Here is a 23123-nt window from a genome sequence, read left to right as displayed (position 1 = left end):
TCGTCTCCCGTACCGAATATCAAAACGTTTATAAGCATGATTTAGCTTAAGGCAATGTAAATTTCGTGAGGAAAAATAGCGACCGAAATATACACCCGGAATATATCGAAAAATAAAGCAAAAACAGAAAATCCCTTTTGCGATTTTAGCGCTGAGTCTTATCTGTATTCATAATGTAACCAGTAAAGACAGGGTGGTTAATTAATGCACAGAGCAATGCATAAATATATCGATACTTTCACTGATACCCTGCGCCTTTTCTTTTTTGGGTTTCTCTTTTTTTTCTGCCGCCCGGTACTGGCAGATGAGCCACACATTGCATTAAGCGAATATTTTATTGAAACCTGGTCGACAAAAGACGGCCTGCCACACAATAGCATCAACGCCATCGCACAGACCCGGGAAGGTTATTTATGGTTCGGCACCTGGGAAGGATTCGCCCGCTACAACGGCAAAACCTTCCAGGTCTTCGAACGCGGCGGCGAAAGCGCCATGCCCGACTCCGGAACGCTGGCGTTTGTCGCCGGGCCAGACGGCAGCCTGCTGGTTGCAGGCGCGCGCGGTGGTCTCTCATCCTGGAAAGATGGCATCTGGACGCCCTATGCTGCGGCACCGACCATGATTGGTTCCGCCATGCGTGACAGTAAAGGCAATCTGTGGGTGACCATGCCCGGAAAAGGCCTGTTAATGCGCCCCGCCAATGAAACCGGCGCAACGCGGGATGTGCATATTCTCGATAACGTCACCGCCAACAAAAGCGTGGAAGACGCGGACGGCACTATCTGGGCCGCAACCGACAACGGTCTGTATCAGGTGATCGACAATAAAGCGACCCCGGTGCCGCCAGCCAGCGGTTTACCGCAAGTCCGCGCCTTTAGTTTGCTGGTAACAGACGATAACACCTTACTGGTGGGTACCGAAGCCGGCGTCTGGAAGCGCGTCGGTGAAGATTTTCAGCCGCTGCACCCGGAACTTACCAACGAAGTGGTCTCCACCATGATGCAGGATAAGCGTGGAGATATCTGGTTCGGCACCATTAACCACGGCATATTCCGCCTCAGTCCACAAGGGCTGGAACACCTGAATATTGATAATGGTATCGTTCATAACCGCGTACAAAGCATCCTGGAAGATCGGGAACAAAGTATCTGGATTGGTACTAACTCGGGGTTGATTCGCCTGCGTCGCGCGCCGTTTATCACCGTGAGCACCCGCCAGGGCCTGAACGGCGATTATGTTCGTACCGTGATGACGCACTCGGACGGCAGTATCCTGGTGGGCACCAGTACCGGGCTAAACCGCATTCGGAATGGGCGCGTCGAACAAATTAACTGGAATCAACACACGCAGCCATCGGTACTAAGCCTCGGCGAGGCCACGGATGGCAGCGTATGGGTGGGCACCTATACCGATGGCCTGCTGCACTGGAAAAATGGCCAATTAACCCCGGTATTACAGCAATCTAATGGCCTGCCCGGTAACGAGGTACGCGCCATCTTCACCGATCACCAGCAGAACCTGTGGATTGGCACCGCCTCCGGTTTGAGCGTCTTACGCGCCGATGGCACGCTCCATACCTACTCGGCAGATGACGGTCTTCCTGCCAGCTTTATTATGGCGCTGCAGGAAGATGAACAGCAGCGCATTTGGGTGGGTACTGGCGTGGGGGTCTCCGTTTTTCATAACGGAAAATTTGAGCACATCGATATTTCCGCCATGGAGAATGCTGAATATGCCTTCGGCTTTTACAGCGAACCTGGCTATATGTGGATGACAACTGACCGGGGTTTGCTCCGCTATCGGAGCAGCGATGGCGCAATCGGTATGGTGGGGCGTAAAAACGGTCTGCCCATCGACAAGCTGTTCCAGGTGATACCCGACAATATGGGGTATCTGTGGCTTAGCTCGAACCGCGGCATGATTCGGATAAGTAAAGCCGAAGCCGTGGATGTTATTGAGGGGCGTAAGCGGCAGATTGCCGTAACCACGTTCGGTGAAAGTGACGGAATGATCAGCGCGCAGGCCAATGGCGGCTCAATGCCTGCCGCCACGCGCGCCGGTGATGGCGGTATCTGGGTGGCGACCGCGCGCGGTGCGGTGATGGTTCACCCTGAACGATTAGGGGAATTTAGCAAGACACGGTTAGCTGCGGTGGTGGAGTCGGTTGAGAGTAACACCACGCCGCTCGACAATGACTATACCTTTCCTGCCGGAACAACACGCATCCGGATAAACTATTCCGGGCTGGGCTATGTTCTGCCGGAGCGTATTCGTTATCGTACCCGTCTGGAGGGCTTTGACCCGCAGTGGATCGATCGCGAAAACAATACGACAGCGGAATACACCAACCTGCCGCCGGGGAACTACCGCTTCAACGTTTCCGCCAGTTACCCCAACGGCGAGTGGAATGGCACGGACACGGTTATCAACCTGCGCATTAACCCGTTTTTCTGGCAGCGGCCCCTTTTTCAGGTGCTGTTAGTGCTGCTGTTTCTGTTGGCGCTGTTTATGGTCTTTCGCTGGCGTCTGAGGCAGGCACGCCGTAACGAAGAGCGCCTGCGCACGCTGATTGCCGCCAAGACGCTGGCCTTACAGGAGCAGGCTGAGGAGTTTGAACGACAGGCCAAAGAGGATCAGTTGACCGGGCTGGCAAACCGCCGGGTCTTTGATAAACAACTGATGCTCGGCTTCGACGATGCCCGTGCGCATGATTATCCGCTGACGCTGGCAATCTTCGATATTGATCACTTTAAGCAGATTAATGACCGTTGGTCGCATGTGGTGGGCGATAAGGTGCTGCAAAGTATCGGGGACCTGCTGCGTAATACACTGCAGGACGCCAGGCTGAGCGCCCGTTGGGGCGGTGAAGAGTTCACTCTGCTGTTTCCGCATATGCCAATAGCGCAGGCTACGGCGATTTGCGAATCACTACGGGTTACCTTATCGCAGACGGATTATCGGCATATCGCCGAAGGGCTGCAGGTGACGGCGAGCTTCGGCCTGGCGGAGTCGTCCTCTGCCAGTGACAGCAACGCGTTAATTAAGCAGGCCGACCACGCGCTCTATATCGCCAAACAGACTGGTCGCAACAAAGTGGTTTGCTGGTCCGGCGAAGAGGAGAGCGCATCTGGTCATTTTCAGATTTAGGGTTTGATGTAATCAACGCAAAATGAAAACCCGGCAGCGTTATTTCCATTTTGGAAATAACGCTGTGCGAAAACACAATGGCAAAAGACTATTCGCAAGAAGCATAAAATTGATTTTGATTATTCCCAAACCATGCCGAACATTTCTTTGCTGTATCCGGTATTTTTAATTCCACTGTTTTTTTCGTCCCCTTATAACGGCAAACAAGATAGAGCGGCAAATTCATTTCCCTGCCATAATCCTGATAATCTTGCAGCGTCCACACCATATCATTCAGCGTGTCAGGCATTAACTCACCCAACTTGTCCGGTGTCCCCTGAAAAAGGCTGACGTCATCCATCCTGTAAGAGGTATTCTTCATTGTCAGCAAATCAGGACATTGGATTTTTTCAGCGCTTGCAAAACCTGAAAACAGTAGCGCTACGCTTAACACTATCCCTTTACGTCTGGACATAATAACGACTTCCATTTTTCAGCAGAAATGCACATTGATAGCGGGTTTCTGAACAAAAACTGCGAATCCATACCTGTGCAGAGAGACGTTATTCGCAAGCTGCTATAAGTTTACGGTTCTTATCATAGGCAACGGAACATTTTTTGGCCGTGGCCGGAACAATCAACTCGACGCTCTGCTTCGTGTTCTTATAGTGGCATATAAAATAGAGCGACGTTTTATGCTCTTTCGCCTCATCCTGATAATCAGGCAGCGTCCATACCGTCTCCCGATCGTTATCCGGCATCAGTTCGACTAAATCCTTAGGCGGCCCCACGAACAAACTGGCATCGTTTAAGGTGTGTGTTTTATCTTGCTGCATTGGATATTGCGGACAAACCGTTGTTGCCTGAGCCGCGCCAACAGATAACGATAATATTATTCCTGACATAAAGAACTTACACCATGGCATAGCTGTAGACTCCTTGAAAGATCGCAGATCCCCTGAACACAACCGCGCACTTTAGCATACTCGCCACAGTGTTTTTCCCGTATACGCCCAAGATCACTCACAGGTCGCTAATACAGCGTCTTTCTTGCCATAGTGGGCTGAGCATTTTTTTGCATCGGCAGGGACTTTAATTGTTACGGTTTTATCTGTCCCTTTATAACGGCAGACCAGGAATAAAGACGTATTATGTTCTTTCACATAGTCCTGATAATCTTTTAATGTCCATACCCACGCATCAAGCGTGTCTGGCATTAAATCCGCTTTCTCTTCGGGAGGCCCCATAAAGAGACTAACGTAATTCATTGAGTATGTCTTATTATTTTCCTTTAACGTCTCAGGGCAGTTTATTTTTTCGGCGTGGGCAATACCTGAAAACAAAAACATGCTGGTGCTTAATAATAATGCATTACTCCACGACATAATAGTTATCTCCATTGTTTTCAATGCGCGGCGTTTTTAAAAATTTAATGGTGCGTTCGCTGACTGGTTTGGGAGCAACAACCAGACGTCCCTGGCTATCGCGATTTCGCCCCACCCACTGATCCAGTACCTGTATGCCCGACGCATCCTGCCCAAGATAAATAGCGGCGTGGGAACGACCATCAGTATGGTTGCCATAGCGACCATCCGCATCAAACGTGGCAATCGCCGTACCGGGCGCAATGGTCATATTGCCTTTAACTAATTCGCCCCGTTTCCATGCTACCGTGCGCGGCATATTGGCCGCTTTTTGTGTGTACGCCACACACTGACCATTACCTACAGACTGACCGACATACGCTAACGGTGTTTTTGCGATATATGCCATGGAGTTAACACCCGTAGAAGTTGAGTGATGACATTCTGCATCTAATGTAAAGATATGCAAACAGAGGACAAGGGCGGATTTTAAATTAAGAAAATTCCTGGCTAGCTGGGGTATGTATTATATATTTATCAACCGATTATATGAAAAGCGCGCCGTGATTATTGCCGCTGGAAATGAAGACTCTGAGCCTGCCCTCCCCTGATAAAGAGCTATTAATGGCAGGCTCAGCATCCCATGACGGGATTACAGATTAGATTTTTTATCCGCTTTCGCGGGCGCGTTCTGTTTTGTCGGCGCGCCTAACGTGTGCTTAAACCAGCCGACAACATGGTCAATCACCTGCGGCTGATACCAGTGAATATCGCCATGCTCCGCCCCCTCAACCAGGACATACTCGGCGGTCTCTTTTTTCGCTTTCAACGCCTGATATAACTGCGCGCTTTGCTGAGGAGAAACCAGCGTATCCGCACTGCCGTGCATAATCAAAAACGGCGGTTCATGGCCGGTAATATGGCCCATCGGACTTGCGGCAAGCGCTTTTTTCGGGTCGCTGTCGATGGTTGCCCCGGCAAAGGTGCGAAATGCCGCGCCGTGGACCAGTAACGCTTCGGTCACCGCCGCTGAGCGATGCACCTGCTGCATCTGTTCCGGGAAACCTTCACCTATATTGAGCAAATTCGAGATGCCATAAATCGTGGCCACACCCTGAACGTCAGATGACTGCTCGGGGTAATCCCCCTTGTCATACTCTTTTTCGCCGTTGGTCGTTCCCAGCATTTGCGCCAGCCATCCCCCGGCGGAATCACCCAACACGGCAATGCGGGCAGGATCGATGTTGTACTCTTTGGCGTGCGCTCTGAGGTAACGTACCGCCGTTTTCCCGTCGACCAATGGCGCGGGGAATTTATCCGGAATTACGCGGTATTCCGCGGCGGCAACCACATAACCTGCGTTCGCCAGCGCCATACGCATCGCGATGTATTTATCGTGATTGGCCGTCATAAAACCGCCGCCTGGGAAGTAGACAATGGCCGGTTTCAGGTCATTATTGCGCGGGACCAACAGCGACATCCTGAGCTGCCTGAGCGCCACGCCATCTTTGACCTGCGAGTAAATCACGTTGCTGAATAAATCGGTCTGATCCTGTGACGGCGTGAATTTCATTATCTGTGCGCCCTTGGTTGATCCGGGTAAGGTGTCGGCAGCGGCAACCGCCTGCGAAATAGCGGACGACAACAGCATACAGCCCGCCAGAATAAGGGATGTTGATTTCATAATGTCCTTCTTGTGTAGGGGGATTTTTCCCGATCCTGACGCAGGATATCATTCGAATTAACCGATGAATAACGCAAGAAGTCGATGTAATTGATGCAGTAATCCGATGATTTGCGCCACAAAATCTCTGCCGCGGGTGATGTCATCGGCAAGCGCTTAGCATACTGAACCAAACTCCATACTTTCGGGCTCAATGACGTCCAGGAAAGCGTCACAGATCGGCTGACCCTGCCAGGAGGCACAAATAGCCTTCGCACTTGCCTGACTGTCAGCAAAGACGAGATCGACAAAGACCCCATCCCCCAGGCTTACCAGATGCTGACTTTGCCACCCCGGTTGCAGCGCAAGGTAACTGTCGACCATCTGGCGATAAGCGTTGCGCATTGCATGCTCATCGACACCTGGCTTTAACCGGAATCGGCCAATTTCGATGCCATTCCCGGCGCTTAACGATGAGGCCTGTGCTTCTCGTGCGATGAAATGTCCCATGCTGTGCAGTAAACTGACAGAGGCCCTGAAAGCGGCAAACTCGGGCTGGCTGCCAACAGCCTTTGCCGCCGCCTGAGCTTCTTCTGCGCTATGCCAGGTAACGAGGTCCACGCGTTCGGCGGGGTTATCGCTACCGGAAAGTGCCAACCAGCCAATAAACCCAGGAAAATGTTGTAACAGTTGCCGGGCCGTTACTCTTGCGGCATCCGCCTCTTGTGGGTTTTCTACCTTGTAGATGACGAGTTCGTAACAGGGTGTGGTCATGCCGGGCTCCGTAATGATGATGTGAGGCCTGCATCGTATGCTCTCCCCCTGACAGTTCTTGTCAGGGTCATGTAATATCTCCCCATGAAAACAATCCGACTCTTCACCTTGCTTGACCATCTGCGTGGTCGCATACATCCGGTCTCCGCCGAGGCGCTGGCCCAGGCGCTGGATGTTTCGGTAAGAACGATCTATCGGGATATGGCAACGTTGCAGGCCATCGGCGCGCCTGTGCGCGGCGAGTCCGGGTTGGGCTATGTGCTTGAAAAAGATTATTTTCTCCCCCCGCTGACTTTTGATCCCGATGAGCTGGACGCCATCATGCTGGGCATGCGATTGATTGGCGCGCGGGGTGACGAAGAATTGTCAGCGGCCGCGAGCAGAGTGTCCGCGAAGATCAGTGCGGTGATTGATGTCAAAAATACGGACAGCTACAAACAACGCCCTCTTCGTGCCGCCACCCGGCGCAGCGAGGAAAGCGAAAAGGCGGTAAAACACCTGGCGTTTCTCCGTCTTGCCACGCGTCAGCGACTCCAGCTCAATATTCATTATGTTGATTTAAAAGGAAGGGAAAGCCACCGCATTGCCCGCCCGCTTGGCCTCACCATATTTGATACGGTTTGGATACTGACGGTCTGGTGCGAGAACCGCGCAGATTTTCGTAATCTCAGGATCGATAACATTCTGGCGGTCGAGAGTACGGGGGAAAAATTTCGCCATGAGCGTGGCAAGTTATTTGAGGACTACCTTAAGACCCTCTAACTGATATGATCAGCAGGAAAATTCTCCCGCCCCAAAAAGACCGGAGGGAATGACTATGTCGTGGAGTAAGGAAACAATTTTAGGTTGCACGGTTTTTCTCTTTTCCAGCGCTGTTTTTGCCGAAAAAATCAACTGCCCGCCTGTTTTACAGGACGGCAATAAAACATACCGAATAAATGTAGTAGATGTTTTCGTCGGGCCGCCAGAAGAAAGGGCGTCATTATTACCGGATACAGACGAAGAAATGGTATGGATACAGCAAAGATGAGTTTTACGCCTCTTGAGAATAAACCTGCGCATTGCCAGATATCGCCCGCTTAGCGGAACTGGCGATACGCCATAAACCGTCAATAAGAGGTGAACAGTAAATTGTTCACACTCCGCAGTGTTTCATCGCAAACAGAACGTTTACCACTCAACATTTAATCAGCGTTTAAATAAACGGTAGCCCCATAGCACCAGAGCAGCAATCACAGCAGCCAGACCAGTCTTGATAAGCAACAGCGTAAAGGCGTAATTGTTCATTGCCTCTTCGCCGTCACCCGTAACAGAAATATGACGCATAAAAATATCGTTAACCCAACGATCAGGGATCAGCAGGAGCGCAGCAATCAGCACAACAATAAACAGGATAATTTTCATCTCACACCACCGAAAGGGGGAAAGGGGATTATGCGCCGCGGGATCATAACACAAGCAAAACGCGTGACTTGCTCGCAGCATTGTATTCGGAAAATGCGCTGATGTGCGTGATAATGGTGGTGCGGATAAGCCAATACGTGGCAAATATATGCAGATTGCAATGAAGTGCTTGATGCTGGCAACGGGTACAAAATCGTGTAGACCTCATTGTGTGAATAAGAGAAATATCTCTTTTGTACCAAAGCCACGTCCTGAAAAATACAGGAGGGTATTAGATGTTGTTGAGTAACACTCCTATGTTTCTCGTTTGTCAGTTTAAAGGGACAAATAAGACGGTTACCTTAAAAATCCCAGCCAACGCAAAAAATGCTCAGTATGGTTAGAAGATAGTGCAGAACATACACATATTGTTTGCCAATAAGCCCATCTGATTGCCAGACACCTTCTGGTTTGACAGTGAAGGTAAGGTCAACACCGAAGGTAACTGACAGAGCGGGAATAAGGCCGTTATTTTTACCTGCTCACACCAGGCTTAAAGCGTAAGGCTATCGCAATCAACAGGATGACGCCTGCACTCATGATGAGCCACGCGTTTGTCAGTGACGCACCGCTGTCGCGCACGATACCGGCGATTAATGGCATCAGCGCGGCAATCAGGTATCCGCCACCCTGCACTCGTGACAACAGTTTCCCTGCCTCGGCCGGCGTTCGGGCATGATCAAATGTCACGATAAGCGATAACGGGAACAGCGCGCCGATACCGCTACCAAGCAGCAATGTTGACACCACTGGCGTGGTTCCGGGAGAAAAGACAAGACACATCAAACCTGCCAGCAACATCAACAGCACAATGAGCAGCGGAACACGGCGGTCAGGAAAGCGTGTTATCAGCGCTGAAACGGCAAAGCCCGCTACAACTTCGGTTAACGTAAGCCAGGCCAGCATATAGCCGCTGCTCCGTGCGCTCCAGCCCGCCTGGATATAGAGAGGGGGAAGCCACGCCAGTACCAGGGTATAGGCACCTGTCCCGATGCCAAAAAATAGCAATAACAGCCATGTCCTGGATGACGATAATGTCACCTCTGCGAACACCGTTTTTTCTACCTGGTGGTGTCTGGCCCATGACAGCCAAAATATCAGGGCAAGAAGCGCTAACAAACCGGCTATTGCCAGCGTAGGCTTTAGATCAAGCCGGGTAAACAACGGCTCGGCCGTGGCGGCAGCCAACGCCGCACCGGCCATAATTCCGGTGCTGAACAGGGACATAAACGTGCTGGCCGATTGCGCGTATTCTTTTTTTATCAGCGCTGGCATTAAGGCCTGGATCATGCCGATACTCGCGCCACCCGCTAAAGCTGTACACATAAGCCCCGTGAGTGATGTGCTAAAGCCCCGGAATAAACAGGCGAAAAGCAGGATGGAAAGCCCTACTGTAATGCCCCGGACTGCACCGGTTCTGGTTAAAAGCCATGGTCCACTCAGCGCAACCAGCCCCATCATGGCGACAGGCAAGGTGGTGAGCAAACTGAATTCCGTGGCGGATAGCCCTGCTTCACGCTGTAAAACCGGAAATAGCGGTCCGATGGAAGCCAGGATGGGGCGAAGATTCAACCCGATCAAAAAAGCGATAAATGCGAACATAAAGGGCGAAGATGCTATGCGTTTCAAAACGTAATCCTTTTAGGCATGTGATTGCTCCAGCAAAAAATGCGTAAGCATTTATCTTAACATTAAGATAAATGTGTTCCTTGTGTAAGATGGACCGCACAACTCGATAAATAACCCTATTTAAGGTACGAAAATGCATGACCATATCGACTTCGTTGTCAGCCAGTGGGACAGCGCAATGCCTGAGCTGGACGCCTCTTCAATGAAAGTGTTTGGCCGAATGTTGAGGGTGATGAAGCATTTGGGGAAGATGCGCGCCCAGGCGCTGGAACCGTTCGGCTTTCGCGACGGGGAATTTGACGTCCTTGCCACTTTGCGCCGAGCTGGCGCGCCTTATTGTCTTTCTCCAACACAGCTATATAAATCGCTACTGGTCACGTCCGGGGCGATGACAAATCGCCTTAACCATCTTGAAGAGCAAGGACTGATTGAGCGAATTCATGATCCCGATGACAAACGTAGCACACTGGTCAGCCTGACAACTTATGGGCGAGAGCGTATCGAACAAGCGCTTCTCGTCCACACTGAAACGCAAAACGCGATACTGGCCAACCTCTCCCAGGCTAAACGGGAGCAGCTTGAATCATTATTAAGGGAGTTGCTGCTGACATTTCCGGGCTGAGATTGCGGCCCTCGCTCATATCGACAATGGCCGGTTAATTAAAGACCCTCTCATAGGCATCTCTCTTTAAGCCATCGTTAAATGGCTCTGAGGTGTCTGTTGAATTCGAGGCGATTCAAGCGTCCAGTAAATTTCCATTTCTCAGGCTTTCTTTAAACGGTTCGCGAAATCCACCATATCCGAATGACTCACCACTCGCCCCGCATCTACACTAGCAAGACCCGCCAGTACACTTGATGCCTCCGCTCTCTTTCTGCCAGCATGGAGAGCAACTCTTCCTCTATGATCCAGCTTTTTGAACGATCCAGCCCTATCGCCAGGTTTTCGACAGCAGCGGCCAACTCGACAGGGATCTGAGCACTGATAGTTTGCTTAGCGGAAGAACCCATAGGGATTACCTCGTTTAAAAACTTCTATTAATAACAGTGTCGATAAAAGCATCACTTCTTATTTCGCAGGTAACGCTCCCGAATAGTGCTTTGCTACGATATCGTTCAGATCTCTATGTTTGAACGTGAGTCCAGTTGATAACAGGAGATAAGATACGTGCCAGAAACCGCAGTATACGGACTTTGAACTGGTTTCAGGAAACCTGGGAAGAGTTTGAAGTGGTGCCGATAATAGGAGTCGAACCTACGACCTTCGCATTACGAATGCGCTGCTCTACCAACTGAGCTATATCGGCCCTGAAAGGACGGGATTCACGTCGGTGAACCACGGGGCAAAAGGTTAGATCTAACGAGGTGATGCGTCAATGCCCTTTGGAATCAAACGGCTACTTTTGCATCACCCCGCTGTTATTTACGCACGAATCGTATCGTCACCGAAACCGATCCACTTGTAGGTGGTAAGAGCTTCAAGGCCCATCGGTCCACGCGCATGCAGTTTTTGCGTGCTCACCGCCACTTCCGCGCCAAGGCCAAACTGACCGCCGTCGGTGAAACGCGTGGAGGCATTCACATACACAGCAGAAGAATCTACCTCGTTGACAAAACGGTTCGCATTGCTGAGCGTACGCGTCAGGATAGCATCGGAGTGCTGTGTGCCATGCTCGCGGATATGGGCGATAGCATCGTCCAGGTCAGCAACGATTTTCACGTTCAGATCCCGCGACAAAAACTCATTGTCATACTCTTCTGCTTTAACCGGTACAACCGCCGCCGGGCCCGATTGCAGCGCCGCCAGCGATTGCGCATCCGCATGCAAGGTAACGCCGCTTTCCGCCATCTGCTTGCTCAACGCAGGCAGGAAAGTGCCCGCAATATCCTGATGAACCAGCAGCGTTTCGACGGTGTTACAGGTACTCGGACGCTGGGTTTTCGCATTCACGATAATGTTCAGCGCCGGGGCAATCTCTGCGGTGTCATCAACAAAAATATGGCAAACGCCGATGCCACCGGTAATCACCGGAATGGTGGACTGTTCACGACACAACTTATGCAGGCCAGCGCCACCGCGCGGGATCAGCATGTCGATGTATTTATCCATCTTAAGCATTTCATTGACCAGCGCGCGATCCGGGCTTTCAATCGCCTGTACCGCGCCGGCGGGTAAACCGCACTCTTCCAGCGCCTGCTGAATCACTTTTACCGTTGCCGCATTGGTGCGCCAGGTCTCTTTACCGCCACGCAGAATCGCCGCATTACCGGTTTTCAGACACAGGGAAGCCACGTCCACGGTGACATTCGGACGTGCTTCGTAAATTACGCCAATCACGCCGAGCGGCACACGGCGACGCTCAATGCGCAGGCCGCTGTCCAGCAGACCACCATCGATCACCTGCCCTACCGGGTCAGCCAGCTTGCACACCTGGCGAACATCGTCTGCAATCGCTTTCAAACGCGCTGTCGTCAACGCAAGACGATCAAGCAGCGCTTCGCTCAGCCCATTACGGCGAGCCTCCAGAACGTCCTGCTCGTTAGCGAGAATAATCTCGTCAGACTGTGCTTCCAGGTAATCGGCTATTTTTTCCAGCACGCGATTTTTTTCACGGCTGGAGAGCAATGCCAGCTTGTACGACGCTGCTTTAGCAGCGATGCCCATCTGTTCCAGCATACATCTGCTCCTTAACGGATAATCATATCATCGCGATGCACGGCGACCGGGCCATATTCATAGCCGAGAATGGAATCAATTTGCTGCGAATGATGACCGGCAACGCGACGCAGCGCGTCACTGTTATAGCGGGTAACGCCATGTGCAATATCGCGACCTTCGAGGTTACGGATGCGGATCACTTCACCACGGGAAAAGTTGCCTGTCACGCTTTTAATCCCTTTTGGCAACAAGGAGCTGCCGCGTTCCAGGATAGCGGCTGTCGCACCTTCATCAACGGTGATTTCACCTGCCGGAGGCGCGCCAAAAATCCAGCGTTTACGGTTTTCCAGCGGTGAAGCCTGCGCATGGAAAAGCGTCCCGACCTGAACCCCTTCCATCACATCGCCGATCACCCCCGGCCTGCTGCCTGCGGCAATAATAGTATCAATACCTGCACGACAGGCGACATCCGCCGCCTGCAATTTGGTGCCCATCCCGCCAGTACCCAGGCCCGATACGCTGTCACCCGCAATCGCGCGCAATGCGTCATCAATACCGTAGACATCCTTGATCAATTCAGCGTCCGGGTTGTTACGCGGGTCAGCGGTAAAGAGACCTTGCTGATCGGTCAGAAGCAGGAGTTTGTCTGCGCCCGCCAGAATCGCGGCCAGCGCCGATAAATTGTCATTGTCGCCGACTTTGATCTCTGCCGTCGCAACGGCGTCATTCTCGTTGATGACCGGCACAATGTTGTTGTCAAGGAGCGCACGCAGAGTGTCACGCGCATTCAGGAAACGCTCACGGTCTTCCATATCGGCGCGGGTTAATAGCATTTGCCCAACGTGGATGCCATAAATCGAGAACAACTGTTCCCACAGTTGAATCAGGCGGCTTTGCCCGACAGCGGCAAGGAGTTGTTTCGAGGCGATGGTGGCAGGCAATTCCGGGTAACCCAGGTGCTCACGCCCGGCGGCGATAGCGCCAGAAGTCACAATAACAATACGATGCCCTGCTGCATGTAGCTGTGCGCACTGGCGCACGAGTTCAACAATGTGGGCGCGGTTCAGGCGGCGGGATCCGCCCGTTAAAACACTGGTGCCGAGTTTCACTACCAGCGTCTGGCTGTCGCTCATGATTTCTGCCGTTCAACGTAGAAGAAAAAAAGTAAACAGTCTTTGTAGCAGGATCAGAGCCAACTTCCAACTGGCAGTTTTAACAACTTAAGAAAATCCTTGAAGGCAATCAGAAAACCTACTTACAAAACTTGACGCTTTTATGACACTACCTGTAAAACCTACTTTGTAAAAAAATAAATAAGAATTGTCATAAAACTTTAATTCGCAGACGTTAAAACCTACGTGAAATTTTCACTTGAGCGGCGACGTTCAGCGATCTAAAGCGCGTTAATTACAATTAATCAGGAAACATAATGAAAAAAACTACTTTGGCATTAATGATGATCGGCCTTGGTGTTGTTTCTGCTTCTTCCAACGCTGCGGAAATCTACAACAAAAATGGTAACAAACTGGATCTGTACGGCAAAATCAAAGCCATGCACTACTTCAGCGATGATACCACTCAGGATGGCGATAAAACTTACGTGCGTCTGGGCTTCAAAGGCGAAACGCAGATCAACGATCAACTGACCGGTTTCGGTCGTTGGGAATCTGAATTCGCTGGCAACACCGACGAAAGCAGCTCTACTCAGAAAACGCGTCTGGCGTTCGCTGGCCTGAAAGCAAAAACCTACGGTTCTATCGACTACGGTCGTAACCTGGGTATCCTGTACGATGCAGCGTCTGTAACCGATATGTTCCCGGAATTCGGCGGTGACTCTCTGACCCGTACCGATAACTTCATGACCAAACGTACCACTGGCGTGGCTACCTACCGTAACACCGACTTCTTCGGTGCGGTTGACGGTCTGAACCTGGGCCTGCAGTACCAGGGTAAAAACGAAGCTGGCCGTACTGCTTCTAAACAGAATGGCGACGGCTTCGGTACCTCCCTGTCCTACAACTTTGGCGGCAGCCCGGTTACTCTGATTGCTGCGTACGCCAAATCGGACCGTACCGATCTGCAGAACTCTCAGGCACTGGGTAAAGGCGCTAACGCGGAAGCGTGGATTTCTGGCGTGAAATACGACGCTAACAACATCTACCTGGCGGCTATGTACAGCATCGCGCAGAACATGACGCCAATCGGCAGCCGTGGTTTTGCTAACAAATCTGAAAACTTCGAAGCCGTTGCTCAGTACCAGTTCGACTTCGGTCTGCGTCCGTCCATTGGTTACGTACAGACTAAAGGTAAAGACCTGGAAAACGGTTGGGGCGATCAGGACCTGGTTAAATATGTTGACGTAGGCGCGACCTACTACTTCAACAAAAACTTCTCTGCGATGGTTGATTACAAAATCAACCAACTGGACAAAGGTGATTTCGCAACTTACGTCGGTTCAAGCTACGTTACCGACGACATCGTTGCTGTTGGCGTGACTTACCAGTTCTAAGTCTTATCGCATAAACGCACTTCACTGAAGAACATAAAGCACCGAACGATAACCTCGTCGGTGCTTTCTTTTTTCCGCCAGTATATGCAACAAAAAGCAAGAAAGGGGCTATCGAAAAACCGTGGTGAAACAGCGTACGACAGCGCGCCGTTATGCACACATGCCTGACTCAGAATGCCGTTTCCAGTGAATCGGTGACGCAATAGTCATCATCCACCAGTGGCAAATAGCGCCACTTATCAAACGCGGTACAAGGATGTGAAATGCCACAACCTATCCAGTCGCCGGGCTTTAAGGCATCCTCTTGCGGCAACAACAAATAGGCATGTTGATCGTTCACCTCGCTGATGCGCATGCCAGAAGCGGCGCGAGGAGCACTACCCTCCACATTTCGCACCCACAGCGGATTCGGCAAGTCCTGGTCAAAGGGCACATCGCGGCGTCCGAAATCAACAAACGCCAGGCCTGGCTCAGGACGCGATAATACCCTCCCCCAGATCTCCAGCGCGGGTTCAAAATGATGACGGGCGCCCGGTTGGGCAAACGGCGCGATGCGGGCATATAACCCGTTATCGTGGGCCATATAGGCACCCGAACGAATCAGCGGTGTGATCGGTAGTGATAGCCTCGCCCCGCTAAAACACGCGCTGACCACATCAAACCAGGCGCCGCCTCCGGCGCTGAGAATAATAGTGTCGCTGCTGAACAGTTGTTCCCCGGCCAACAGCGCAGCCGTCGCGATCAGCATCTGGCAATAATCGCGCACCCTGGCGATACCCGCGGCATCACGCCCCGCACCCAGCGCGCCTTCATAGCCCGCCACGCCCACCAGTTGCAGGACCGGGCTTGCCGCTATCGCGGCGGCAATCTCCCGTGCTTGCGCGGATGAGCGACACCCCGTGCGCCCGCCACTGACCGACATCTCCAGCAGAACCGCAATACGACTGTCGCCGAGATGCTGTTCCAGCAAACGCACTCCCTCCAGCGAATCAACATAGCAAAGGAAGCCATGGTCAGGATGCTGCTTTTGCCACTCACCTATCCAGCGAATACCGGCAGGGTCGACCAGTTGATTGGCGAGAAAAACATTACGGATGCCAAACTGGCGCAGCGCGCGAACCTGCGCAGGCGTTGCCGCACTCAATCCCCAGGCGCCGCCTTCGGTGACGGCTCGACGCAAGATGGCGGGCGACATTGACGTCTTGCCGTGCGCTGCCAGCATCACACCCTGTTCGCGACAAAAATCGGCCAACTGACGCAGATTATTCTCCAGCGCCGATTGCTTCATTAGCATCAGTGGAGAAAACACGCTATCGCTGGCCAGTACCGGCGTCCCCACAGGTAACGGCGCATCGCCACGGCCTGCAACAGATTTAAAGCGTGGCGCAGGTTGCAGCGCATCCAGCAGACCGTCTGCCACCAACGGAAAATGAATCGACATAACGCCTCCGATCAATGCTCAAGAACACGCGATAAAAACTGCTGGGTGCGCGGATTTTGTGGATTAACGAATATCTGCTCTGGCGATCCTTGTTCAGCAATCACCCCCTGATCCATAAACACCACGCGGTCTGCGGTTTTGCGCGCAAAGCCCATCTCATGGGTGACCACCACCATGGTCATCCCTTCACGCGCCAGGCTACGCATCACTTCCATGACTTCGCCCACCAGTTCGGGATCGAGCGCGGAGGTAGCTTCATCAAAAAACATAATTTTCGGCTCTACTGCCAGCGCCCTGGCGATCGCCACACGTTGCTGCTGACCGCCGGAGAGTTGCGCCGGATAATAATGCGCGCGCTCAGCCAGCCCGACGCGCGTCAGGGCCGCCATGCCGCGTTTATTGGCCTCAGCCTCAGACAGCTTTTGCGCTTTTATCAGCGCCAGCGTCACATTACCGAGCGCGGTTTTGTGGGGAAACAGGTTGAACTGCTGGAACACCATTCCGACATGACCACAAATTTCCCGGCTGCGTTTATGGTCGTGCAGCGGCACATTGTTAACCCAGATTTCGCCCCCATCGGCCGTTTCCAGCCCGCTCATGATGCGTAACACGGTACTTTTGCCGGAACCTGATGCGCCAATCAGCACCAGCACTTCGCCAGGCGAAACATCAAGGCTGATCTCTTTCAGCACCTGGGTGCTACCAAAAGATTTGGTAATACGGCTCAGCGTAATGGCGGAATTGCTCATGAGAACTGGCTCCTGGTTTGATGATGTTGAACCCAACGGGAAAGCGGAAAGCAGACAACGAAGTACAGCACGGCCACCAGCGCATAAATCACTACCGGCTGACCGATACGATCAACGATCGCCTGGCCCTGGTGCATCAGTTCCGACATGCCAATCATGCTGACGATAGAGGTATCCTTAATCAGGGAAAGATACTGCCCCACCAGTGGTGGCAGTACGATGCCGCGTGTCTGTGGCAGGATCACGCTAAGAAAGGTCTGGCGTTTTGACAGCCCAAGGATCCACGACACTTCCCACTGTCCTTTGGGTACCGCTTCGATGCCGGCGCGAAAGACTTCGGCGATATAAGCCCCCTGGTAAATACTCAAACCGAGGATACCGGCGGCAAACAAATTGATTTCATAGCCAAAATAGGCCACGCCAAAGTAGATAAACATCAGGGTGATCAACACTGGCGTGCCGCGAAATAACTCCGTGTAAAGCACGGCAATGTGGCTGGCGACCGGGACACGGCTGGTACGCAACACGGCGGCGAGCAGGCCAAGCAGCGTGCTGCCAATGATGGCCGCGACCGAAAGCAGCAGGGTGATCCACAACCCCTCCAGTAGCAACGGCAACGAGGTCATTACCATATCGCTCATAGCGCATTCTCCCGTTTCAGTGGGTTAGTCAGCCATTTTTTTGCCCACCACCGGGCGGACTTTTTTACCGGCGTGACCAGTTGCGGATGAAACAAGCGCCTTCCCACCAGGTTACCGAGCCAGGAAAAGAGATTACTCAGCAGCAGATAGACCAGCGCCACCACGCTGAACGTCTGGATATAAAGCAAGGTGCGGGCGTTTATCACGGTGGCGGTGCCGGTTAATTCCGGCAGCGCAATGGCTGACAATAGCGACGTGCCGAGCAATAACTGGATAAGGTTGTTAATAATGGCCGGCCATACGGCGCGCGCGGCCTGGGGCAACACCACACTCAGAAAGACCTGGCGGCGTGAAATACCTAAAATCCACGCGGCTTCCAGTTGCCCTTTCGGCACCGACTGTATTCCGGCGCGAAAGGTCTCCGACAGGTAAGCACCGACGTTAATGCCCAAAGCCAGCACGCCCGCGGTAAAGGCGCTCATGGTGATGCCGAGGGAGGGCAGACCAAAAAAGATGATGAAAATTTGCAGCAACACCGGCGTGTTACGGATAAATTCCACATAGCAGTGGCTCAGCCAGCGTAGCGGCGCTACAGCCGAGGCTTTCGCCAGCGCTGCCAGCAAGCCGAGTGCGACGGCCAGCACAAACGCGAGAAGAGTAACCTGCAACGTCAGCCAGGCGGCGGCCAGGAAGGTCTCGCCGTAACTCCACAGGGTTAGCCATTGATAACTCATGCATGGACTCCTTCCTGCGGTGTAGCTGACCAAAGGGCGCTACACCGCAGGCAATCAGAATTGCGGATTCAGGGGGTAACGCGGCTTATCACCAAACCATTTTTGATAGAGCGTGGCGTTCTCACCGGAAGCGTTGATCTCAAAAAGGAATTCATTGAGGTAGTTCAGCCATACCTGGTCGCCCTGCTTCACACCAAAGGCGTTATATTCCAGCGGCACCAGCGCTTCGTTGGTGACCGTCAGGGTCGGATCAAGCCTGGCCTGATAAGCGAGGAAGTTGTTATCCTCAATCATTGCATCAGCCTGCCCCTGCTTCACCGCCAGTATGGCCGCCTGGGAAGAGTCGTATTCCTGAATTTTGACCTCAATGCCCATACTGCGCACTTCGTCTCCGTTGGTTGACCCTTTCACCGTAGCGATGGTCTTACCGGTCATGTCATGCGCCGATTTGATGCCGCTCTCTTTACGGACCAACATCGCTTCGCTCGCCACGACATACGGGTGGGTGAAACCGATCTCTTTGGCGCGTTCCAGGTTGCGCGTGAAGTTACAGAACACCACGTCCACTTTGTTGGTTTGCAGGTTAGGGATGCGGTTGGCGCTGGTGGTGTTCACCATTTCCAGTTTCACGCCCATCTCTTTCGCCAGCGCTTTCGCCAAATCGACGTCGTAACCATCCGGTTTGCCGTCTTTATCGTAAAAACCGAAGGGAGCGAAACTCAGGCAATCACCCACACGTAACGTGCCGCGTTGCAATACGGTTTGCAGCGTCGATTGGGGAGCCGCACCCGCCACTTGCTTCTCTTCCGTGGGGGTACAACCGGCAACGGCCAGCAGAGCCAGCGTTCCGGCGATGATTTTTAACGAAGTTGCATTCATTGTTTTGCTCGCTTATTAAATGGAGACGACATAAAAAGCATCAGTTATTAACGGGCAGCCCTGGTGTGGGCGAATAAATAAAAATCTCAGTGTGTTATCAGATAAATAATATTATTTTCGGTCGGCGCGAAAGCATTTCATATCTACTTCCACTTTGCAGTCGACGACTAAATCCTGCACGCTACAAATACGTGCTGGTGGGTTTCCGGTAAATATCTCGCTGAAAACTTTATTAAAGGAACTGAAATAACGTGCGTCGGTTAATACTGCCGTGACGTGTACCACATCCTCCACCCTGTACCCCGCCTCGCGCATAATGGACAGGCAGTTATCAAACGCCAGGCGGGTCTGCTCAATGATCCCGCCTTCCACCACTTCGCCTTCGCGCATCGGCGTCTGACCTGAGATATACAGCCAGCCATCAGCCTCAACGGCGCGTGCGAACGGCAGTTTTTGCCCGCCCGTACCAGTACCGCCTTCAATGCCATAACGCTTAATCGTCATGCAATGCTGCTCCTTTTTGTTCTGAGAATCGCCATGAATACCGCATCACAACTGTCTGGTATATCGGACTGTTATCTGCAATATCGGATAGAGCAAGATTTGCACAGGTTTTTTATTTTTGCAATATATCCCGATGAATTTAATTTTTTGTGGTGATGTGGCGATCGCAAAATAAAAAATGAATGGGGGAAATGGCAGAATGAAAATGTTACCGGGGTCGTAATTTTAAAAAAATAATTTGTGCGCCATGCGCTAAAATGAGGCCCCAAAATAGAACAAAGAAATATAAACATCGACAGTAAAATTTTAATTACCGGGGATGGGTTAACGACGACGCTGGGTGTATCATGCTTTTCTTTTTTATTGTCTTTACTGTCTGGCGCGACCGCCCGACTGCATCAGGAGAATTTGCTTATGCCGGACGAGAAGCCATCGCGTGCGCGCGGTGTTGACCGGGTTATCGACATTTTTCACCAGTTGCATATCGCTCGTCAGCCGATGGCGATGCGCGATTTGATCGAGGCCACCGGCGCGCCGCGCTCCAGTGTATATGAACTTGTCAGTCTGCTCAGCGAGGCCGGGCTACTGGAAGTGGATGCCGACGGCGCGGTGTTCTTTGGCCGTGAAATGCACTATTACGGTGCAGATTATATGGCACATAACGATCTTATCCGCCGCTCACATCAGTTAATGGTTGAACTGGTCGCCCGTCATGGCGAGACGGTGCAGCTCTGTATGCTGGAAGGGAATAAGTACACCGTCGTGCTGTCGGAAAGTAATGCCCACCCGTTCAAAATCACCTCGGATATCGGCGTGCGGGTACCGATCACCTGGACAGCGACTGGCCGTCTGTTACTCAGTAATTGGTCGGATAGCGCTATTCTCAACCTTATCCCCGAAGAAGATTACCGTCTGGCGAACGGGCAAGTGCTCGATAAACAAGCCTTCCTGGAAGATATTCATCGTGCCGGACAGCAGGGCTATTGTCTGACTGAGGGGTTGTCGGAGAGTTTTACCTGCTGTATGGCGGCGCCGATTCGTTCTCGTAGCGGGCAGGCGGTCGCGGCGATCTGTTTTATGGTAAGTCGCGATACACCGGAGGAGCGCCGTCAGATGTTGCTCAAAGAGTTGATCGTTTCCGGCCAAAAACTGTCGGATTTCACTTGAGTCCGGCATGTTTTCTCTGCTCCGGCAGGCGGAAGCGCAGCCATCAACAACGACATCGCCAGTTGCATTGAGACGTAAAAAATCCGGAATCAGCGGGCTGAATCCGGATTGTCTCTTGTCGGGGAATCTTTTTACTGCGCTTACACCGTCAGGTTAATCTCGTCAGAGAAATTTTCCGCAGGCTCCAGTTTCAGCTCCAGCGCCGCAAGGACCTCGCGGGCGCGACCATGAAACTCACGAAGCGTATGCTCCAGCCGGTCAGTCACTTCTGAATCTTTTATCTCGGTTGCTTTCCAGTTCCCGTCTTTATCGTACAGCCCAAAATGGTAGCTATAGGTAAAACGGTCTTGCTGCGCTTCCATTTCCATCCACCAGCCCCAAAATTCACGCTTCTCCGGCGCGGGCTTTACATTGACGCATACGGCCAGGCAATCAAAAAAGAAGCGATTATCGGCACACTGTTCTTCCCGAATATACGGGCCTAGCGCGGTAAACCTTTTAATGAGTTTGCTCTTGGGATGTCCACTCGGTAACGTCATTGCGATCTCCTTATGTGATGCAACTGTTTTACCAAATCAATTAAAATTAGCAATCCATTAACGCAATCTATCATTGATCCAGTCGGTAATGTCCCGCAGCGCCTTATCAAAATTGCGATAAACCGGATTAAACGGGATTTCGAGTGATTTACCATCCGCAGATGACGACGTGATTAAACGCGACTCATCTTCCGGGCTGAACGGATCGTTTTTCCAGAAGCCAGACAGCATCGGCGTCGGGCAGCGCCGCCCCAGTAACCCCTGCGTTTTTAGCGAATAGCGATTCAGCTCGACATACAGTGACTCATCCGACGCATTGTGCATGCCAAGCCGACTGGCGAGCACGTCCATATACATCTCCGGCACACGCCCCAGTTGCTGGGGGTTAGTCAGCAGCGCGTGCACAACTGGCCCCAGACAGGCCACGGCTTTCAGGCGCGGAGACTCCAGATAACCAAGGCGGACCGCCACGTTGGCGCCAAAGCGAAAACCAAACGCTGCCACGCGAGTATGGTCAACCCACGGAATGTTCGGCAGCGCTTTCAGCACGTGTTGATGCAGCAGGCTCGAATCCTGGGTGAGCTTCCATTTTGAGGAGAACCCCACAGAAGGCATATCCAGCGTCAGCATAGCTATGCCTTTCGGCGCAAAATAGCGTTCATACAGGTTGTAGTAATCGCTTTGCAGGCCATCCAGCCCGCCGCACATCAGTACGGTGGGAAAAGGCCCCTCCCCTTTGGGCATATGCAAGAAGCCAATCACCGGCGAACCGCCGGGAATCGCAAACTCCATCTCTTTCATGGTACCCGGCAGACGCTGCGCTGCTTCTTCATAGGCGCGATTCGCCAGCGCCTGAGCCTGCTCCGCCAGCACATCCCCTTTAATATGCGGATAAGCGGCGATGCTATAGAGGTTTGACGCATGCAGCCAGTGCTGGCCGCTGAGGGTGGTATCCTGCTCCTGGCTGGCTTTTTGCTGCCACTGCATAGCCTGAGTGGACCATTCGTAGATCCAGTTGCCGCCGCGATACCCGACCACCGTATCGTAAAGTTCAGGATCGGTATGTTCCGCCGTGCTCATGGCGATCCGCGCCTGTACGTCCAGGATCTCTTTCGGATCAACGCCACGCCAGATCCACATCAGTCGGTTGATCATCCGATACCAGTGGGGCGCATTGTTACCGTCAAGGGTGGATTCTACAGGCGACTGTTTGCTATGGGTAAGACGACGCACCAGCGTTGAGGTTTCCGGGTGCTTGAAGCGGGGTTTGAACAGGGTTTCGCTGAGGTTAGCTTGTGGCAT

At 52.4% G+C, this 23123-nt stretch carries 24 protein-coding genes, 1 tRNA gene and 1 pseudogene; 6 read left to right on the top strand and 20 right to left on the bottom strand.

Annotation, left to right across the window (positions count from 1 at the left end; all coding sequences use genetic code 11):
* Positions 1-216 precede the first annotated feature (216 nt).
* Positions 217-3147 carry a ligand-binding sensor domain-containing diguanylate cyclase gene (locus IP582_RS04730; protein ID WP_193795218.1) on the top strand — a complete coding sequence of 977 codons (2931 nt, stop codon included), beginning with the start codon at positions 217-219 and terminating at the stop codon, positions 3145-3147.
* An 88-nt stretch (positions 3148-3235) separates the two neighbouring features.
* On the opposite strand, the gene IP582_RS04725 is transcribed toward IP582_RS04730, so the two are convergent.
* The 6 genes from IP582_RS04725 to IP582_RS04700 all read right to left on the bottom strand — a co-directional run bounded on the left by IP582_RS04725 (position 3236) and on the right by IP582_RS04700 (position 6927).
* Positions 3236-3601 (bottom strand): STY0301 family protein, encoded by a 366-nt coding sequence (locus tag IP582_RS04725; RefSeq protein WP_193795217.1) that lies wholly within the window; start codon positions 3599-3601, stop codon positions 3236-3238.
* Positions 3602-3689: 88 nt separating this feature from the next.
* Positions 3690-4052, bottom strand: coding sequence for an STY0301 family protein (locus IP582_RS04720; RefSeq protein ID WP_193795216.1), 363 nt, complete (start codon positions 4050-4052; stop codon positions 3690-3692).
* A gap of 93 nt (positions 4053-4145) precedes the next feature.
* Entirely contained in the window at positions 4146-4511 is a 366-nt protein-coding gene (locus IP582_RS04715) for an STY0301 family protein (protein ID WP_193795215.1), read from the bottom strand.
* Complete coding sequence (locus tag IP582_RS04710; protein WP_110295580.1) at positions 4498-4899, bottom strand: BPSL0067 family protein; 402 nt, start codon at positions 4897-4899, stop codon at positions 4498-4500. Before IP582_RS04710 ends, IP582_RS04715 begins: the two co-directional genes overlap by 14 nt.
* Before the next feature lie 243 nt (positions 4900-5142).
* A complete protein-coding gene (locus IP582_RS04705; RefSeq protein ID WP_193795214.1) occupies positions 5143-6174 on the bottom strand; it encodes an alpha/beta hydrolase in 1032 nt (343 codons plus the stop codon).
* A 156-nt stretch (positions 6175-6330) separates the two neighbouring features.
* Positions 6331-6927, bottom strand: a complete 597-nt coding sequence (locus IP582_RS04700; protein ID WP_193795213.1) for a hypothetical protein — start codon at positions 6925-6927, stop codon at positions 6331-6333.
* 84 nt (positions 6928-7011) lie between these two features.
* Here IP582_RS04700 and IP582_RS04695 point away from each other — a divergent pair, with 84 nt between their 5' ends.
* Together IP582_RS04695 and IP582_RS04690 are read left to right on the top strand one after the other, a co-directional pair.
* Positions 7012-7689 carry a YafY family protein gene (locus IP582_RS04695; RefSeq protein WP_193795212.1) on the top strand — a complete coding sequence of 226 codons (678 nt, stop codon included), beginning with the start codon at positions 7012-7014 and terminating at the stop codon, positions 7687-7689.
* Between the two features lie 55 nt (positions 7690-7744).
* Positions 7745-7957, top strand: coding sequence for an STY0301 family protein (locus IP582_RS04690; RefSeq protein WP_193795211.1), 213 nt, complete (start codon positions 7745-7747; stop codon positions 7955-7957).
* Between the two features lie 158 nt (positions 7958-8115).
* Here IP582_RS04690 and IP582_RS04685 read toward each other — a convergent pair whose 3' ends face one another.
* Positions 8116-8331, bottom strand: coding sequence for a hypothetical protein (locus IP582_RS04685; RefSeq protein ID WP_193795210.1), 216 nt, complete (start codon positions 8329-8331; stop codon positions 8116-8118).
* A 513-nt stretch (positions 8332-8844) separates the two neighbouring features.
* A complete protein-coding gene (locus tag IP582_RS04680; protein ID WP_193796185.1) occupies positions 8845-9972 on the bottom strand; it encodes an MFS transporter in 1128 nt (375 codons plus the stop codon).
* 160 nt (positions 9973-10132) lie between these two features.
* Here IP582_RS04680 and IP582_RS04675 point away from each other — a divergent pair, with 160 nt between their 5' ends.
* Complete coding sequence (locus tag IP582_RS04675; RefSeq protein WP_193795209.1) at positions 10133-10621, top strand: MarR family winged helix-turn-helix transcriptional regulator; 489 nt, start codon at positions 10133-10135, stop codon at positions 10619-10621.
* A 141-nt stretch (positions 10622-10762) separates the two neighbouring features.
* Here IP582_RS04675 and IP582_RS04670 read toward each other — a convergent pair.
* The 4 genes and pseudogenes from IP582_RS04670 to proB form a co-directional block, all read right to left on the bottom strand.
* A pseudogene (locus tag IP582_RS04670) lies at positions 10763-11010 on the bottom strand (CopG family ribbon-helix-helix protein).
* A gap of 220 nt (positions 11011-11230) precedes the next feature.
* Positions 11231-11306: transfer RNA gene (locus IP582_RS04665), tRNA-Thr, on the bottom strand.
* A gap of 116 nt (positions 11307-11422) precedes the next feature.
* Positions 11423-12676, bottom strand: a complete 1254-nt coding sequence (proA, locus tag IP582_RS04660; protein WP_193795208.1) for a glutamate-5-semialdehyde dehydrogenase — start codon at positions 12674-12676, stop codon at positions 11423-11425.
* An 11-nt stretch (positions 12677-12687) separates the two neighbouring features.
* Positions 12688-13791, bottom strand: a complete 1104-nt coding sequence (gene proB, locus IP582_RS04655; protein ID WP_047371693.1) for a glutamate 5-kinase — start codon at positions 13789-13791, stop codon at positions 12688-12690.
* A 296-nt stretch (positions 13792-14087) separates the two neighbouring features.
* Between proB and IP582_RS04650 the strand changes: the two genes are divergently transcribed.
* Positions 14088-15167 carry a porin gene (locus IP582_RS04650; RefSeq protein WP_193795207.1) on the top strand — a complete coding sequence of 360 codons (1080 nt, stop codon included), beginning with the start codon at positions 14088-14090 and terminating at the stop codon, positions 15165-15167.
* Between the two features lie 169 nt (positions 15168-15336).
* Here the strand turns inward: IP582_RS04650 and IP582_RS04645 are convergent, their stop codons facing one another.
* The 6 genes from IP582_RS04645 to IP582_RS04620 form a co-directional block, all read right to left on the bottom strand.
* Complete coding sequence (locus tag IP582_RS04645) at positions 15337-16608, bottom strand: alanine racemase (protein ID WP_193795206.1); 1272 nt, start codon at positions 16606-16608, stop codon at positions 15337-15339.
* 11 nt (positions 16609-16619) lie between these two features.
* Entirely contained in the window at positions 16620-17357 is a 738-nt protein-coding gene (locus IP582_RS04640; RefSeq protein WP_079497616.1) for an amino acid ABC transporter ATP-binding protein, read from the bottom strand.
* A complete protein-coding gene (locus IP582_RS04635; protein ID WP_071195909.1) occupies positions 17354-17998 on the bottom strand; it encodes an amino acid ABC transporter permease in 645 nt (214 codons plus the stop codon). The genes IP582_RS04640 and IP582_RS04635 overlap by 4 nt, the downstream gene beginning before the upstream one ends.
* Positions 17995-18732, bottom strand: coding sequence for an amino acid ABC transporter permease (locus IP582_RS04630; RefSeq protein ID WP_193795205.1), 738 nt, complete (start codon positions 18730-18732; stop codon positions 17995-17997). Before IP582_RS04630 ends, IP582_RS04635 begins: the two co-directional genes overlap by 4 nt.
* Positions 18733-18786: 54 nt before the next feature.
* Positions 18787-19611 carry a transporter substrate-binding domain-containing protein gene (locus IP582_RS04625; protein WP_193795204.1) on the bottom strand — a complete coding sequence of 275 codons (825 nt, stop codon included), beginning with the start codon at positions 19609-19611 and terminating at the stop codon, positions 18787-18789.
* Between the two features lie 111 nt (positions 19612-19722).
* Positions 19723-20115, bottom strand: coding sequence for a RidA family protein (locus IP582_RS04620; protein ID WP_047371700.1), 393 nt, complete (start codon positions 20113-20115; stop codon positions 19723-19725).
* 414 nt (positions 20116-20529) lie between these two features.
* Between IP582_RS04620 and IP582_RS04615 the strand changes: the two genes are divergently transcribed.
* Positions 20530-21282 carry an IclR family transcriptional regulator gene (locus tag IP582_RS04615; RefSeq protein ID WP_071195911.1) on the top strand — a complete coding sequence of 251 codons (753 nt, stop codon included), beginning with the start codon at positions 20530-20532 and terminating at the stop codon, positions 21280-21282.
* 140 nt (positions 21283-21422) lie between these two features.
* Here the strand turns inward: IP582_RS04615 and crl are convergent, their stop codons facing one another.
* Positions 21423-21821, bottom strand: coding sequence for a sigma factor-binding protein Crl (gene crl, locus IP582_RS04610; protein ID WP_193795203.1), 399 nt, complete (start codon positions 21819-21821; stop codon positions 21423-21425).
* Between the two features lie 57 nt (positions 21822-21878).
* Positions 21879-23123, bottom strand: a complete 1245-nt coding sequence (frsA, locus tag IP582_RS04605) for an esterase FrsA (RefSeq protein WP_193795202.1) — start codon at positions 23121-23123, stop codon at positions 21879-21881.

Origin of the sequence: Citrobacter sp. BDA59-3, assembly GCF_015167655.1 — a bacterium.
Taxonomy (GTDB): Bacteria; Pseudomonadota; Gammaproteobacteria; order Enterobacterales; family Enterobacteriaceae; genus Phytobacter; species Phytobacter diazotrophicus.
The sequence above is the reverse complement of the archived record's forward strand: the minus strand, read 5'-3'. Positions and strand labels throughout refer to the sequence as shown.

Bases quoted from the DNA above. Each gene is read 5' to 3' on its own strand.
- IP582_RS04625 (WP_193795204.1), bottom strand. From the start codon at position 19,611: ATGAATGCAACTTCGTTAAAAATCATCGCCGGAACGCTGGCTCTGCTG.
- IP582_RS04645 (WP_193795206.1), bottom strand. From the start codon at position 16,608: ATGTCGATTCATTTTCCGTTGGTGGCAGACGGTCTGCTGGATGCGCTG.
- IP582_RS04615 (WP_071195911.1), top strand. From the start codon at position 20,530: ATGCCGGACGAGAAGCCATCGCGTGCGCGCGGTGTTGACCGGGTTATC.
- IP582_RS04640 (WP_079497616.1), bottom strand. From the start codon at position 17,357: ATGAGCAATTCCGCCATTACGCTGAGCCGTATTACCAAATCTTTTGGT.
- IP582_RS04725 (WP_193795217.1), bottom strand. From the start codon at position 3,601: ATGTCCAGACGTAAAGGGATAGTGTTAAGCGTAGCGCTACTGTTTTCA.
- IP582_RS04685 (WP_193795210.1), bottom strand. From the start codon at position 8,331: ATGAAAATTATCCTGTTTATTGTTGTGCTGATTGCTGCGCTCCTGCTG.
- IP582_RS04690 (WP_193795211.1), top strand. From the start codon at position 7,745: ATGTCGTGGAGTAAGGAAACAATTTTAGGTTGCACGGTTTTTCTCTTT.
- IP582_RS04620 (WP_047371700.1), bottom strand. From the start codon at position 20,115: ATGACGATTAAGCGTTATGGCATTGAAGGCGGTACTGGTACGGGCGGG.
- IP582_RS04650 (WP_193795207.1), top strand. From the start codon at position 14,088: ATGAAAAAAACTACTTTGGCATTAATGATGATCGGCCTTGGTGTTGTT.
- frsA (WP_193795202.1), bottom strand. From the start codon at position 23,123: ATGCCACAAGCTAACCTCAGCGAAACCCTGTTCAAACCCCGCTTCAAG.
- IP582_RS04715 (WP_193795215.1), bottom strand. From the start codon at position 4,511: ATGTCGTGGAGTAATGCATTATTATTAAGCACCAGCATGTTTTTGTTT.
- IP582_RS04680 (WP_193796185.1), bottom strand. From the start codon at position 9,972: ATGTTCGCATTTATCGCTTTTTTGATCGGGTTGAATCTTCGCCCCATC.
- IP582_RS04675 (WP_193795209.1), top strand. From the start codon at position 10,133: ATGCATGACCATATCGACTTCGTTGTCAGCCAGTGGGACAGCGCAATG.
- IP582_RS04695 (WP_193795212.1), top strand. From the start codon at position 7,012: ATGAAAACAATCCGACTCTTCACCTTGCTTGACCATCTGCGTGGTCGC.
- IP582_RS04730 (WP_193795218.1), top strand. From the start codon at position 217: ATGCATAAATATATCGATACTTTCACTGATACCCTGCGCCTTTTCTTT.
- IP582_RS04705 (WP_193795214.1), bottom strand. From the start codon at position 6,174: ATGAAATCAACATCCCTTATTCTGGCGGGCTGTATGCTGTTGTCGTCC.
- proB (WP_047371693.1), bottom strand. From the start codon at position 13,791: ATGAGCGACAGCCAGACGCTGGTAGTGAAACTCGGCACCAGTGTTTTA.
- IP582_RS04630 (WP_193795205.1), bottom strand. From the start codon at position 18,732: ATGAGTTATCAATGGCTAACCCTGTGGAGTTACGGCGAGACCTTCCTG.
- IP582_RS04710 (WP_110295580.1), bottom strand. From the start codon at position 4,899: ATGGCATATATCGCAAAAACACCGTTAGCGTATGTCGGTCAGTCTGTA.
- IP582_RS04700 (WP_193795213.1), bottom strand. From the start codon at position 6,927: ATGACCACACCCTGTTACGAACTCGTCATCTACAAGGTAGAAAACCCA.
- proA (WP_193795208.1), bottom strand. From the start codon at position 12,676: ATGCTGGAACAGATGGGCATCGCTGCTAAAGCAGCGTCGTACAAGCTG.
- IP582_RS04635 (WP_071195909.1), bottom strand. From the start codon at position 17,998: ATGAGCGATATGGTAATGACCTCGTTGCCGTTGCTACTGGAGGGGTTG.
- crl (WP_193795203.1), bottom strand. From the start codon at position 21,821: ATGACGTTACCGAGTGGACATCCCAAGAGCAAACTCATTAAAAGGTTT.
- IP582_RS04720 (WP_193795216.1), bottom strand. From the start codon at position 4,052: ATGCCATGGTGTAAGTTCTTTATGTCAGGAATAATATTATCGTTATCT.